This is a genomic window from Rhodococcus maanshanensis NBRC 100610, from assembly GCF_001894865.1.
In the GTDB taxonomy this organism is placed as follows: Bacteria; Actinomycetota; Actinomycetes; order Mycobacteriales; family Mycobacteriaceae; genus Rhodococcus_G; species Rhodococcus_G maanshanensis.
Genome location: NZ_BCXA01000051.1, coordinates 41648 through 55414, shown reverse-complemented (window position 1 = coordinate 55414; position 13767 = coordinate 41648). Strand labels below are relative to the sequence as shown.

Sequence of the window (13767 nt, the reverse complement as noted above, 5' to 3'; positions counted from 1 at the left end):
CACCCCCGGCACCGGCCGCCGCACCTCCGGCACCCCCGGCTCCCCCGGCGCCGGCCCCCGCTCCGGCCGCGCCTGCGCCCGCCGCTGCGGCCGCACCGTCCGCTGACGGCAGCCCGTACGTGACCCCGCTGGTCCGGAAGCTGGCCACCGACAACAACGTCGACCTCGCGACGGTCACCGGCACCGGCGTCGGTGGACGCATCCGCAAGCAGGACGTGCTGGCCGCCGCCGAGGCGAAGAAGGCCCCGGCCGCCGCCCCTGCGGCCGCCGCTGCCGCGGCACCGGCCGCACCGGCCGCTGGTGTCCGGCCCGAGCTCGCGCACCTGCGCGGCACCACCCAGAAGGTCAACCGGATCCGCCAGATCACCGCGGTGAAGACCCGGGAGTCGCTGCAGACCACCGCGCAGCTGACCCAGACCTTCGAGGTCGACGTCACCAAGATCGCCGCCCTGCGCGCCCAGGCCAAGGCCGGGTTCGCCGAGCGCGAGGGCGTGAACCTGACCTTCCTGCCGTTCTTCGCGAAGGCCGTCGTCGAGGCGCTCGGGGCACACCCGAACGTCAACGCCAGCTACAACGAGGACGCCAAGGAGATCACGTACCACGCGGCCGAGCACCTCGGCATCGCTGTGGACACCGAGCAGGGCCTGCTCTCCCCGGTGATCCACAACGCGGGCGACCTGTCCCTGGCCGGCCTGGCCCGGGCGATCGCGGACATCGCGAAGCGGGCCCGCTCCGGCGGCCTCAAGCCGGACGAGCTCGCCGGTGGCACCTTCACGATCACCAACATCGGCAGCCAGGGCGCCCTGTTCGACACCCCGATCCTGGTGCCGCCGCAGGCCGCCATGCTCGGCACCGGTGCGATCGTCAAGCGCCCGATGGTGATCACCGACGAGAACGGCAACGAGTCCATCGGCGTCCGGTCGATGTGCTACCTGCCGCTCACCTACGACCACCGCCTGATCGACGGCGCCGACGCAGGCCGGTTCCTCACCACGATCAAGCAGCGGCTCGAGGAAGCGTCCTTCGAGGCGGACCTGGGGCTCTAGCTCGTCCCGCTCGACCGATAGATCGGCAGCACGGACACGCCCGTCGGGGGCACCATCGGATCACCGATGGTGCCCCCGACGGCGTCAGGAGGCAGCACGATGCGAGTGACAATCGCCGGCTCGTCCGGCTTGATCGGGTCGTCCCTTGTGGCATCGCTGCGGGCAGACGGCCACGAGATCCGGCGACTGGTGCGGCGGCCCGCCGCGGGTCCGGACGAGTTCCGGTGGACGCCCGAGCGCGGCGAACTGGACGAACGCGCCCTCGCCGACGCGGACGCGGTGGTGAATCTGTGCGGCGCGAATTTCGGCGACACCCGATGGAACGGCGTGTTCAAGCAGACGCTGCGGGACAGCCGGATCACGGCCACCGACGTGATCTCGCGGGCGGTGGCGGACGCCGGGGTGCCGACCCTGCTCAACGCCAGCGCGGTCGGCTATTACGGCCACACCGGCGAGCGGGTCGTCGACGAGACCGCAACGGCGGGAACCGGGTTCCTTGCCGACCTGTGCCGCGACTGGGAAGCGGCGACCGCGCCCGCCCGCGAGGCCGGGGTGCGCACCGTGCTGCTGCGGAGCGCGTCGGTGATCTCACCGCGGGGCGGGCTGCTCGGTCGCCTGCGTCCGCTGTTCCGGTTCGGGCTCGGCGGCCGGCTCGGCACCGGGCGGCAGTACCTGTCCTGGATCTCCCTCGAGGACGAGCTCGCCGCCATCGCGTTCGCGCTGCGCACCGAGACGCTGAGCGGGCCGGTGAATCTCGCCGGGCCATCGCCCGCGACCAACGCGTCCTTCACCGCCGAGCTGGGCCGCGCCCTGCACCGCCCGACGCCGTGGGTGGTGCCCGGATTCGCGGTGCGCGCCCTCGTCGGCGAGATCGCGGACGAGGTCGCCCTGACCGGGCAGCGGGTCCTGCCCGCGGCACTGGAGGGTGCCGGATTCACCTTCCACCACAACACGATCGGCGAGGCGATCGACGCCGCGCTGTCGGACTGACCGCCTCCGGCCCGGACCGCGCCGAGCGGGCAGGCGGGCCGGGCGTAACGTGTGCCCCATGGGCGCCACTTCCTCGGTTCGGTTCAGCACGGATTCCCTCGAGGTGAGGAACCTCGGCACAGTCGACTACCTGACGGCGTGGGATCTGCAGCGCGAGCTCGCCGCCGAACGGGCCGCGGACGGCGGGCGCGACACCCTGCTGCTGCTCGAGCACCCGTCCGTGTACACCGCCGGACGCCGCACGGCCCCGGAGGATCGGCCCACCGACGGCACGCCGGTGATCGATGTCGACCGCGGCGGCAAGCTCACCTGGCACGGGCCAGGGCAGCTGGTCGGCTACCCGATCGTCAAGCTCGCCGTGCCGGTCGACGTCGTGAACTACGTCCGGCGCATCGAGGAGGCACTGATCTCGGTCTGCACCGATCTCGGCATCGGGTGCGGTCGTGTCGAGGGCCGCTCGGGCGTGTGGCTGCCCGCCTCGCTGACCGGTGGTTCCTGGCTGCCCGAGCGCAAGATCGCGGCGATCGGCGTGCGGATGCAGCGCGGGGTCGCGATGCACGGCTTCGCGATCAACTGCGACGCGGACCTCGGGGCCTTCGACGAGATCATCCCGTGCGGCATCGCCGACGCGGGCGTCACCTCGCTCTCGCGCGAACTCGGGCGGACGGTCACCGTCGCCGAGATCACCCCTGCGGTGGTCGCCGCGGTATCGGCCGCGCTCGACGGCGAGCTCCAGGTCACCGAGCACGACATCGAGCGCATCACCTTCGACGAGGCGGCCGCGGTCGCGCCGACCCGGTTCACCACCCACCGGTTCGCCTGAGGTTCATCGCCTGCCGTCTCCCGGTCGATCGGCGTCCGCACGCCGGGCGTAGCATCGGAGCCGTGACTGTGGCCCCAGAAGGACGCAAGCTGCTCCGTATCGAGATCCGAAACGCGGAGACCCCCATCGAACGCAAACCCAACTGGATCAAGACCCGAGCCAAGATGGGCCCGGAATACTCCGAGCTCAAGGGTCTGGTCAAGCGGGAGGGTCTGCACACGGTCTGCGAGGAAGCGGGCTGCCCCAACATCTACGAGTGCTGGGAAGACCGCGAGGCCACCTTCCTCATCGGCGGCGAACAGTGCACCCGTCGATGCGACTTCTGCCAGATCGACACCGGTAAGCCGGACGCGCTCGACCGCGACGAGCCGCGCCGCGTCGCCGAGTCGGTCCAGGCGATGGGCCTGCGGTACTCGACGATCACCGGCGTCGCCCGCGACGACCTCGAGGACGGCGGCGCCTGGCTGTACGCCGAGACGGTTCGTCAGATCCACGCCCTCAACCCCGGCACCGGCGTCGAGAACCTGATCCCCGACTTCAACGGCAAACCGGACCTGCTGGCCGAGGTGTTCGAGTCGCGGCCGGAGGTCCTCGCGCACAACGTCGAGACCGTGCCGCGGATCTTCAAGCGCATCCGTCCGGCGTTCCGGTACGAGCGCTCGCTCGGGGTCATCACCGCCGCCCGCGATTTCGGACTGGTCACCAAGTCGAACCTGATCCTCGGCATGGGCGAGACGCCCGAGGAGATCCAGCAGGCGCTGATCGACCTGCACGAGGCCGGCTGCGACATCATCACCATCACGCAGTACCTGCGTCCGTCCCCGCGGCATCACCCGGTCGAGCGCTGGGTCAAGCCGGAGGAGTTCGTCGAGCACTCCGAGTTCGCCACCGAACTCGGCTTCGCAGGCGTGATGGCCGGACCGCTGGTCCGCTCCTCCTACCGGGCCGGTCGCCTCTACGCACAGGCGATGGCGCACCACGGCCGCGAGCTGCCCGAGGGCCAGGCACATCTCGCCGACGGGGGCAGCGCCTCGCAGGAAGCCAGCTCGCTGATGGAGCGGCTCGCCCGCGCCTGAGCCCGACCACCACTCGGGTGCGATTCGCCTGCGGCCAGGGACGTATCCTGTGACGTATGGCGAACGGCAAGGGCAAGCCCACCAAAGAGGCGAAGGCTGCGGCGAAAGCGGCCCGTAAGCAGGCATCGAAGGAGCGCAGGAGCCAGCTCTGGCAGGCGTTCCAGATGCAGCGCAAGGAAGACAAGCTGCTGCTGCCGCTGATGATCGGCGCCGTCGTCGGCCTCGCCGTGGTGTTCTTCCTGGTCGGCCTCATCTTCGGAATCCAGTGGTTCCTGCTGCCGATCGGCATTCTGCTCGGTGTGCTCGCCGCGTTCATCATCTTCGGCAGGCGTGTGCAGAAGACCGTGTACGGCAAGGCCGAGGGCCAGGCGGGCGCAGGCGCGTGGGCACTGGACAACATGCAGGGCGGGTGGCGGGTGTCCAACGCGATCGCGGGCACCACCCAGCTCGACGCCGTGCACCGGGTGATCGGCAGGCCGGGCGTCATCCTGGTCGCCGAGGGTTCGCCTCAGCGGGTGAAGTCCCTTCTCGCCCAGGAGAAGAAGAAGACCGCGCGACTCGTGGGCGACACCCCGATCTACGACATCATCATCGGCAACGACGAGGGCCAGGTGCCGCTGTCGCAGCTGCAGAAGTACCTCGCGAAGCTGCCGAAGAACATCGACACCAAGCGGATGGACACGATCGAGGCGCGGCTGGCGGCACTCGGTACCCGCGGCGGCCCGGCCATGCCGAAGGGTCCGCTGCCCGGCGGCGCCAAGATGAAGGGCGTCCAGCGCACGATGCGCAGGCGCTAACCCTCCCCTCACAACCAAAGTGCCCTCGACGTGAATCACGTCGAGGGCACTTCTGGCTTGGTGGAGTCAGCGCGAGCGAACCAGCGCGGTGCCGGTGGCGCGGTCGTGCATGCCGCGGCCGTCGAGGTCGGTGATCAGCGCGGGCACGACGAACACCAGCAGCACCTGCCGGGCCAGCGCCCGCACGACGCCGACGGGCACCGGTGCGTCGACCCGGGCCACCTGCAGTCCCACGCAGAACTGACCGGGGGTGAACGAGAACAGCGACACGGTGACCACGCCGACGACGAACCAGACCATCAGGATGATGCTGCCGAGCCGGCCGTCGAGCGCGTTCCCGCCGAGGAACAGCAGCGCGACACCCCCGCCCATCAGCCAGTCGATCATGAACGCCGCGAGCCGTCGACCGGTGCCGACCAACGAGCCGGGGCCCGTCTCCGGCAATCCGAGCAGCTCGCCCTTGTAGCGGTTCTCGGTGCCGTCCTCCCCCTTGGGAAGGGCCGCCGAGGGGCCAGAGAGCCAGGATCCGGTACTTCGCGCCATGCATCCAGGATAGGCCCAGCGTGGCGGGTCGATCACGGGGTGTGAGATATACCGTTTTCCAAGACGTGTAACACTGGCGAAACACAACCTTGATTGCTGGGCAACACCAGGTCCATACCGTCTGTGTCGACGCAAGCCGCCGGAATGCACAATCGGCAGGCACCAACTGAAGGAGCACACGCGTGGCGTTCACCACGGCCGAAGAGGTCATCAACTACATAGCCGACGAAAAGGTCGAGTACGTCGACATCCGGTTCAGCGACCTGCCGGGCGTCCAGCAGCACTTCTCGATCCCGGCCTCGGCGTTCAACAAGGACGTCTTCGAGGACGGCCTCGCGTTCGACGGTTCCTCGGTTCGCGGCTTCCAGTCGATCCACGAGTCGGACATGATGCTGCTGCCCGACGTCAGCACCGCGCAGCTCGACCCGTTCCGCGCCGCCAAGACGCTGAACATCAACTTCTTCGTGCACGACCCGTTCACCCGCGAGTCCTACAGCCGCGACCCCCGCAACGTCGCGCGCAAGGCCGAGGAGTACCTGAAGTCCACCGGCATCGCCGACACCGCGTTCTTCGGTGCCGAGGCCGAGTTCTACATCTTCGACAGCGTCGCCTACGACTCGAGCATGAACGGCGCGTTCTACAAGCTCGACGCGGTCTCGGGTTCCTGGAACACCGGCAACGAGCGCAACGCAGACGGCACCCCGAACCTCGGCTACAAGGTCCGCGCGAAGGGTGGCTACTTCCCCGTCGCGCCGTACGACCACTACGTCGACCTTCGCGACGAGATCTCCACCAACCTGCAGAACGCGGGCTTCGAGCTCGAGCGCGGCCACCACGAGGTGGGCACCGGCGGCCAGCAGGAGATCAACTACAAGTTCAACACGCTGCTCGCGGCCGCGGATGACCTGCAGCTGTTCAAGTACATCGTGAAGAACACCGCCTGGCAGCACGGCAAGTCGGCCACCTTCATGCCGAAGCCGCTGTTCGGCGACAACGGCTCGGGTATGCACGTGCACCAGTCGCTGTGGAAGGACGGCAAGCCGCTGTTCCACGACGAGTCCGGCTACGCGGGCCTGTCCGACATGGCGCGCCACTACATCGGCGGCATCCTGCACCACGCGCCGTCGCTGCTGGCGTTCACCAACCCGACCATCAACTCGTACCACCGCCTGGTGCCGGGCTACGAGGCCCCCATCAACCTGGTGTACAGCCAGCGCAACCGCTCCGCGGCCGTGCGCATCCCGATCACCGGCAACAACCCGAAGGCCAAGCGCCTCGAGTTCCGCGCGCCGGACTCCTCGGGCAACCCGTACCTGAACTTCGCCGCGCAGATGATGGCCGGCCTGGACGGCATCAAGAACAAGATCGAGCCGATGGCCCCGGTCGACAAGGACCTCTACGAGCTCCCGCCGGAGGAGGCCCGCAACATCCCGCAGGCCCCCACCAGCCTCGAGGCCGTCATCAACCGGCTCGAGGAGGACCACGAGTACCTCACCGAGGGCGGCGTGTTCACCACCGACCTGATCGAGACCTGGATCTCGATCAAGCGCGAGCAGGAGATCGCCCCGGTCAACCTGCGGCCGCACCCGTACGAGTTCCAGCTGTACTACGACGTCTAAGTCGTCACAGCTGACAACTGAACACACAACGGCGCCCCGACCAGTTCTGGTCGGGGCGCCGTTGTCCTGAGGGGGTCAGTACCGCCGGGCCGCGGTGAAGGGCATCGAGTCGAGGGGCGCCCGCTTGACCGACTGGCCGGGCGTCGGCGCGTGCACGACCATCCCGCCGCCTGCGTACAGGCCGACATGCTCGGTGCCGTAGAACAGCACGACGTCGCCCGGCTGCAGGTCACCCTTGCCGACCGGCGTTCCGCCGTTGATCTGGTCATAGGTCGTCCGCGGGACGGACACGCCGGCCTGCCGGTACGCCCACTGGACCAGACCCGAGCAGTCGAAGGAGTCGGGGCCGGTCGCGCCCCACACGTAGGGCGCGCCGATCTTGGTCTGCGCCGCGTCCAGTGCGCGCTGCCCGTGGCTGACCACCGCATTTGGAGAGATCGCGCCGGCAGGCGGCAGGCCGGGGACCTCGATGTTCCCGAGACCGGGGATGCTCAGTGGCTGTGCCATCGCGGGGGCGACGGGGATCAGCACCGCTCCCGCGGTGATCGCCCCCAGCAGCATTCCACGGGTCAGTCGGTTGTTCTTCTGCAGGCGGTGCTTGCTCATACGAGGGGTCCTCCGGGTGGTCCGCTGACCGATGCCTCGTGTGGCTCGGTCGACTGGCGGAACCCAGAGTTCCTTCGTTACCCAATCGAGACATCGGGAGAACTACCCGGACGGGTACCCGTTTCGTGACATTTGGGTACTTGGGGCGATTTGTCTGTTACCCGCTCGGGATCCGTACCGACTCCCCGGTTGATGTGCGCCCACGCGCTCGCACCGAATCCAGGCGCGAGCGCGACACCCCGCTATGGGGTGTTGATGTAATCCTCGATCGCCTTCTGCGCCTTGGGGTTTCCATTGCCGATTCCGATGAGCGCGCCGGTCACGGCACCGGTCGGCAACCCGATCATGCATCCGGCGAGGCTGCCGGGGAACATCGAGAGGCATCCGACGCCGAGCCCGATGGCCGCGCCGATCGCGGTTCCTGCCGCGCCGCCGTTGGCCCAACCGAGATTGAGCTCGTTGAGCATGTTCTCCAGCGCCGCCTGTTTCTGGTCGACCAGGTGCACCCCCGGGATCACCGGTCGCGGCGGGCCGTCCTCCTGGGCGATCGGGCCTGCGTATGCGGTTCCCGCTCCTGCCGCTAGCACCGCCGCGGCGAACAGTGCCGATACTGACGTTCGGGTCATCAGTTTCATGTCGATCCCCACCTTGACGACGAAGGACGAGTCGGGACTGACTGTAACTTCCGGTCGCGGCGACGGGTGAGCGAAACGCCGCAAAATTCCGGGCTCCGCCAGGCACCCATTCATGGACGGTCGTCCGAGTTCCAGCGGCGTTTCGCCGAGTGTGCACCTACCGTGACGTCGGCCGAGAGCGGGTGACGGCAGGTGCACACTCGGCGGCGGGCCGAGCGCAGCGAGAGTCGGTCTCCACCGTCCAGCGCACGTGCGTCACCAGCGGCTCCATGCTGAGCCTGCTGACCGCGCTCTCGAGCAGTCGGTCGTCCCGTTCGTCGGCCGTCAGCTCCGCCAGCACCGTCACCTCGCCGGTCTCGGGCAGATCGAACGAGCGCACGGATCGCAGCCGGAACTCCGGGCGGGAGACCGCCTGCACGGCGAGCCCGCGCACGTGGGCCTCGGCGTCATCGCGGCACGTCACCTCGAAGACGTACTCGGCCGCGGGCATCTCGCGCCCCTTGGTGGCCGGCTGGTGGTCCATCAACCGGCCGAGCGGGCGCAGCAGGGTGTTCGCCGCCATGATGGCCACGGTGCCGATCACCGCCGCCCAGTACATCCCACCGCCTGCCAGCGCGCCGATCGCTGCGGTCGCCCACAGCGTCGCCGCCGTGTTCAGCCCCGTGATCGAGGCGCCCTGCTTCATGATCACGCCGGCCCCGAGGAAACCGATACCCGAAACGATCTGTGCGGCAACACGAGTCGGGTCGGCTCCCGGACCGTCGAAGCTGTAGGCACCGAGAATCACGAAGAGCGTCGCCCCGAGGCTGACCAGGGCGTTGGTCCGTAGCCCGGCCAGCCGGGACCGCCACTGTCGCTCGATCCCGACCGCCGCGCCCAGCGTGAGGCCGAGCACGACGCGCAGGATGATCACCGTCGTATCCATTTTCAACTCCTAGTCCCCTGTACCGAATCGGCGCAAGGGTCGTGAAGGGAAGGACCGCGGTGGGCGAGACCAGTCGCCTCAGCGACCACCGTCGGCCGAAATGCGTTGCGTCAAAACTCGACTGGGCGGGTCATCCACGGTGGTCACCTCCTCGTGCGTCGGGCTGCCGCGAGCGGATGGACACCGCCGCGGTGGAACCTGCGAGCACACGAGGCCGAATCCACCATCGTCCGGTCGGGATTCCGTCGACATGACACCTCCACGTAAGGGCTTTGACACTGCACGACGTATCCCGGAGGGAAGCCACTTGGGATCACCCCTTAAGCCGGGGAGATCTGTCCTGATCTTGGGCGTCTCTCGACGTCGTCAGATCAGTGGCCTGTGTTCGTGCAGGAGCCTCGCCTAACGAGGTGCTGCGTTTCCACCGTAGGTGCGATGTCCGGGCGGGGCAACCCACGAACGCCGCCGACGCCGGGGCCCGTCAGGTCGCCGCGGCCCATCCCCGACCGAAGATCAGGGCACAGATCGGGGGTAACCCCGATGACACCGATCGGCCCCGTCCGTACGGTCATCGCCATGCGACCACAGAAGCCGGCGATCACCGCCGCCATCGCCGCGATCGCCCTACTGCTCAGTGGCTGTGCGGATTTCGAGCGCACCCGCACCCTGCAGACCGACCTCGACGGGCTGACGAGCGCGGGGGTCGTTGGCGCCGTGACGACCGTGAGCGCGGGCAGCACCACCACGGTCCTGACGAGCGGTGTCGGCGATCGCACGACGGGCGCCGAGATCGCCGACGACAGCCGCGTCCGAGTGGGCAGCATCACCAAGACCTTCACGTCCGCGGTCATCATGCAGCTGGTGGCGGAGGGAAAGATCGATCTCGACCGCGCCATCGAGAGCTACCTGCCCGGCCTGATCGCGGGTGCGGGCGGGGACGGCACGGCGATCACGGTCCGGCAGCTCATGCAGCATCGCAGCGGGCTGCCCGAGTTCGCGGGCGAGCCAGGGGCGGACGAACTGGTCGCCGCGACCGAGAACCGCACGATCACCCCGGCACAGGCGGTGGCGATCGCGATGGCCAAACCGGCGCAGTTCCCACCGGGTTCCCGCTTCCTCTACACCAACACCAACTACATCGTGCTCGGCATGCTGATCGAGGCGGTGACCCGGCACAGCTACACCGACGAGCTCACCACCCGCATCCTCGGGCCCCTCGGCCTCGAGGACACCTACCTTCCCGGCCCGGGCGAGCGCGCGATCCGGGGCCCGCACCCGTCCGGATACCAGGACGTCGACGGCGTCGTCGCCGACGTCTCGATGATCGAGCCCTCGGTGCCATGGTCCGCGGGTGCCCTGGTCTCCACCGGCCGCGACCTCAACAGGTTCTGGCTGGCCCTGCTGGACGGAAAGGTGGTTCCCCGTGCACAACTGGACGAGATGACGAAGGCGCAACCGGCCGCCGACGAGGCCGGGGGCATGGGGTACGGCCTCGGCGTCGGATCCAGCGACCTGCCCTGCGGGGTCAGGTACGTCGGCCACACCGGGGGAATCCCCGGCTACTACACCCTGTCCGGCGCGAGCACCGAGGGCAGGGCGGTGACCATCACCCTCACCCAGATCCCGACCCGGCAGACCGACAGCGAGGCCCTGCTCTCGCACGCGCTCTGCCCGTGAGATCCGCGGTCAGGCGCCGAAGGTGTGCTCCACCACGGCCTTCGCCCGGCGCGTGACGCGCAGGTAGTTGTCCAGGAACTCCCCGGCGTCGCCGGAGTCCCAGCCGGCGACCGCCGCGACCGCGGACAGAACCCGGCCAGGTCCCGGCAGCTGATCGGTTGGTTTGCCGCGCACCAGGACCAGGGCGTTGCGGGCCTTGGTCGCCGTGAGCCAGGCCTCGCGCAACAGCTCGATGTCCGTCTCGCTCATCAGTTCCGCGGCGCCGATCGCATCCAGCGTCTGCAGGGTCGAGGTGTTGTGCAGGGCGGGCACATCGTGGGCGTGCCGGAGCTGGATCAGCTGGACCGTCCACTCCACGTCGGCGAGCCCGCCGCGTCCGAGCTTGGTGTGGGTGGCCGGGTCGGCGCCGCGCGGCAACCGCTCGGAGTCGACCCTGGCCTTGATCCGCCGGATCTCGCGGACCGCCTGTTCGGAGACCCCGCCCTCCGGGTACCGGGTCTGGTCGATCATGTGCAGGAACCGCAGTGCGAGATCCGGGTCGCCCGCGGCGGTGTGCGCGCGCAGCAGCGCCTGGATCTCCCAGGCCTGCGCCCACTGTCGGTAGTACGCCTCGTACGACGCCAGCGTCCGCACCAGCGGACCGTTGCGGCCCTCCGGGCGCAGGCCGGTGTCCACCTCGAGCGGCGGGTCCGTGCTCGGCGCGCCGAGCAGCTTCTGCACCCGATCCGCGATGCTGTTGGCCCACTTGACCGCCCGGACCTCGTCCTCGCCCGGCCTGGGCTCGCAGACGAACAGCACGTCCGCGTCCGAGCCGTAACCGAGCTCCCCGCCGCCGAGCCTGCCCATCCCGATCACCGCGAACGACGCGGGTGCCGGTCCGCCCAGTTCGGCCTCGCTGGCCCGGATCACCGCGTCGAGCGCGGCACCGAGCACGGCCGCCCACACCGAGGACAGGGCGCGACACACCTGCGGGACGTCGAGCATTCCCAGCACGTCGGCCGACGCCACCCGCGCCAGCTCGTGCCTGCGCAGCGAGCGGGCGGCACCGACAGCACGCGCCGGGTCGTCATAGCGCGCAGAGGAAGACAGGATCCCGCGGGCGACCTCGTCCGGGTCGATGTCGAGCAGCCGGGGGCCCGCCGGCCCATCGGCGAACAGCCGCAGCACGTCCGGGGCCTTGATCAGCAGGTCCGGGATGTACGCGGACGACCCGAGCACGATCATCAGGCGCTGGGCCACCGCGCCCTCGTCACGCAGGACCCGAAGGAACCAGTCCTGCTCCAGCATGGCCTCGGACAGCCTGCGGTAGGCGAGTAGTCCGGCGTCGGGATCCGGGGTGTCGCTGAGCCATTCGAGCAGCGTCGGCAGCAGCAGGGCCTGGATCCGCCCCTTGCGCGATGCGCCGCCGGTCAACGCCTTCAGGTGACCGAGGGCGTTCTCGGGCGCGGTGTAGCCGAGCGCCGCGAGCTGACGCGTCGCCGCGTCCGGGCTCAACCGGATCGCGTCCTTGTCCAGCCGGGCAACCGATTCCAGCAGCGGGCGGTAGAAGAGCTTGGCGTGCAGGCGACGGATCCGGTGCGCGTTGCGCTTGACCTCGGCATTGAGCACGCCGAGCGCGTCCCGCTGGCCGTCCGGACGCATGTGCGCGGCGCGGGCGAGCCAGCGCAGCGCCTCCTCGTCGTGCGCGGGCGGCAGCGTGTGGGTTCGCTTGAGCTTCTGCAACTGCAGCCGGTGCTCGATCAAGCGCAGGAACTCGTACGACGCAGCGAGATTCGCGGCGTCGTCGCGCCCGACATAGCCGCCGGCCGCGAGGGCGGTCAGCGCGTCGACGGTGCTCTTCACGTGCAGCGACTCGTCCGCGCGCCCGTGCACCAGCTGCAACAACTGCACCGCGAACTCGACGTCGCGCAGACTGCCACGGCCGAGCTTGATCTCCCGCTCGCGCAGCTCCGGCGGCACCATCTCCTCGACCCGACGGCGCATGGCCTGCAGGTCGACGACGAAATCCTCGCGCTCCGAGGCCGTCCACACCATCGGGTTCAGCGCGTCGACGTAGCGTTCGCCGAGGCCGAGGTCGCCGGTCGCCGGTCGCGCCTTGAGCAGCGCCTGGAACTCCCAGGTCTTGGCCCAGCGCTTGTAGTACGCGATGTGCGAGTCGAGGGTACGCACCAGCTCGCCGCGCTTGCCCTCGGGCCGCAACGCCGCGTCGACCTCGAAGAAGGCGGCCGAACCCACCCGCATCAGCTCGCCCGCGAGCCGGCTGGTGGACGCATCCGAGGGCTCCGCGACGAACACCACGTCGACATCGCTGACGTAGTTCAGTTCGCGCGCACCGCATTTGCCCATCGCGATCACGGCGAGCCGGGCCGGACACGGCCCGTCGGGATAGATCTCCGCGACCGCGACAGCGAGCGCCCCCGTGAGCGCGGCGTCGGCCATGTCGGAGAGCTGTCGCCCGACCGTCTGGTACGGCAAGACGGGCTCGTTCTCGACGGTGGCCGCCAGGTCGGCGGCCGCCAGCACCATCAGCTGGTCGCGGTAGGTCTTGCGCAGCGCGGCGATCGCGGCGGGTCCGGTGATCCCCGCCCGGTACACCAGGTTGGTCTCGGACGCGCTGCCGTCGGGGGTGGCCTGCACGCTGGCCAGCAGCTCGTCGGTGAGCTCGTCTCGGCTCGGCAGCTGGGACTCCCCCGCCAGCAGCTTCCACCCGGACGGGTCGGCGACGAGGTGGTCACCGAACGCGCTGGATGCACCGATCAACCCGAACAGTTTGCCCCGCAAGGCCGTATCGGTGCGGAGTTCGGCATCGAGCTCGGCCCACCCGTCACCGAGACCGTCCTTCACACGGACCAGGGTGCGCAGTGCCAGGTCGGCATTCGCGGCGCGCGAGAGCGCCCAGAGCAGCTCCAGGCTCTCCGGGTTGGCCCAGTCGAGGTGGGCGAGCTCGTCCCCCGCGGTCGGCTCGACGAGGCCGAGACGGCCGACGCTGGGGATGGTGGAACGGGCGGTAGGCGGCTTGACCATCTGCGC

At 69.6% G+C, this 13767-nt stretch carries 12 protein-coding genes and 1 riboswitch; of the genes, 7 read left to right on the top strand and 5 right to left on the bottom strand.

Going from position 1 to position 13767, the window contains the following annotated elements; genetic code table 11:
- The 5 genes from sucB to RM1_RS22235 form a co-directional block, all read left to right on the top strand.
- A partial coding sequence (gene sucB, locus RM1_RS22255; protein ID WP_072753835.1) for a 2-oxoglutarate dehydrogenase, E2 component, dihydrolipoamide succinyltransferase occupies positions 1-1046 on the top strand: 1046 nt, incomplete at its 5' end.
- A gap of 99 nt (positions 1047-1145) precedes the next feature.
- A complete protein-coding gene (locus RM1_RS22250) occupies positions 1146-2036 on the top strand; it encodes a TIGR01777 family oxidoreductase (protein WP_072753829.1) in 891 nt (296 codons plus the stop codon).
- A gap of 58 nt (positions 2037-2094) precedes the next feature.
- Positions 2095-2859, top strand: coding sequence for a lipoyl(octanoyl) transferase LipB (gene lipB, locus RM1_RS22245; RefSeq protein ID WP_072753828.1), 765 nt, complete (start codon positions 2095-2097; stop codon positions 2857-2859).
- Between the two features lie 62 nt (positions 2860-2921).
- A complete protein-coding gene (lipA, locus tag RM1_RS22240) occupies positions 2922-3935 on the top strand; it encodes a lipoyl synthase (RefSeq protein ID WP_072753827.1) in 1014 nt (337 codons plus the stop codon).
- A gap of 56 nt (positions 3936-3991) precedes the next feature.
- Positions 3992-4732 (top strand): DUF4191 domain-containing protein, encoded by a 741-nt coding sequence (locus RM1_RS22235; RefSeq protein ID WP_072753826.1) that lies wholly within the window; start codon positions 3992-3994, stop codon positions 4730-4732.
- Positions 4733-4798: 66 nt separating this feature from the next.
- Here the strand turns inward: RM1_RS22235 and RM1_RS22230 are convergent, their stop codons facing one another.
- Positions 4799-5275, bottom strand: a complete 477-nt coding sequence (locus tag RM1_RS22230; protein WP_072753825.1) for an RDD family protein — start codon at positions 5273-5275, stop codon at positions 4799-4801.
- Positions 5276-5457: 182 nt separating this feature from the next.
- Here RM1_RS22230 and glnA point away from each other — a divergent pair, with 182 nt between their 5' ends.
- The gene (gene glnA, locus RM1_RS22225; protein ID WP_027500044.1) at positions 5458-6894 is read left to right on the top strand and encodes a type I glutamate--ammonia ligase; all 1437 of its coding nucleotides are present in this window, start codon (positions 5458-5460) and stop codon (positions 6892-6894) included.
- A 75-nt stretch (positions 6895-6969) separates the two neighbouring features.
- Here the strand turns inward: glnA and RM1_RS22220 are convergent, their stop codons facing one another.
- From RM1_RS22220 to RM1_RS22210, 3 genes are all read right to left on the bottom strand, one after another.
- Positions 6970-7500, bottom strand: a complete 531-nt coding sequence (locus RM1_RS22220; RefSeq protein WP_072753824.1) for a C40 family peptidase — start codon at positions 7498-7500, stop codon at positions 6970-6972.
- Between the two features lie 242 nt (positions 7501-7742).
- Positions 7743-8135: a hypothetical protein gene (locus RM1_RS22215; protein ID WP_072753823.1), complete on the bottom strand. Its 393-nt coding sequence runs from the start codon at positions 8133-8135 to the stop codon at positions 7743-7745.
- Between the two features lie 157 nt (positions 8136-8292).
- Entirely contained in the window at positions 8293-9060 is a 768-nt protein-coding gene (locus tag RM1_RS22210; RefSeq protein ID WP_072753822.1) for an MgtC/SapB family protein, read from the bottom strand.
- A gap of 250 nt (positions 9061-9310) precedes the next feature.
- Positions 9311-9477, bottom strand: a riboswitch (M-box (ykoK) riboswitch).
- A gap of 159 nt (positions 9478-9636) precedes the next feature.
- Here RM1_RS22210 and RM1_RS22205 point away from each other — a divergent pair.
- Positions 9637-10737, top strand: a complete 1101-nt coding sequence (locus RM1_RS22205) for a serine hydrolase domain-containing protein (protein ID WP_072753834.1) — start codon at positions 9637-9639, stop codon at positions 10735-10737.
- 9 nt (positions 10738-10746) lie between these two features.
- Here RM1_RS22205 and RM1_RS22200 read toward each other — a convergent pair whose 3' ends face one another.
- Positions 10747-13761 (bottom strand): bifunctional [glutamine synthetase] adenylyltransferase/[glutamine synthetase]-adenylyl-L-tyrosine phosphorylase, encoded by a 3015-nt coding sequence (locus RM1_RS22200; protein ID WP_072753821.1) that lies wholly within the window; start codon positions 13759-13761, stop codon positions 10747-10749.
- Positions 13762-13767: the final 6 nt, after the last annotated feature.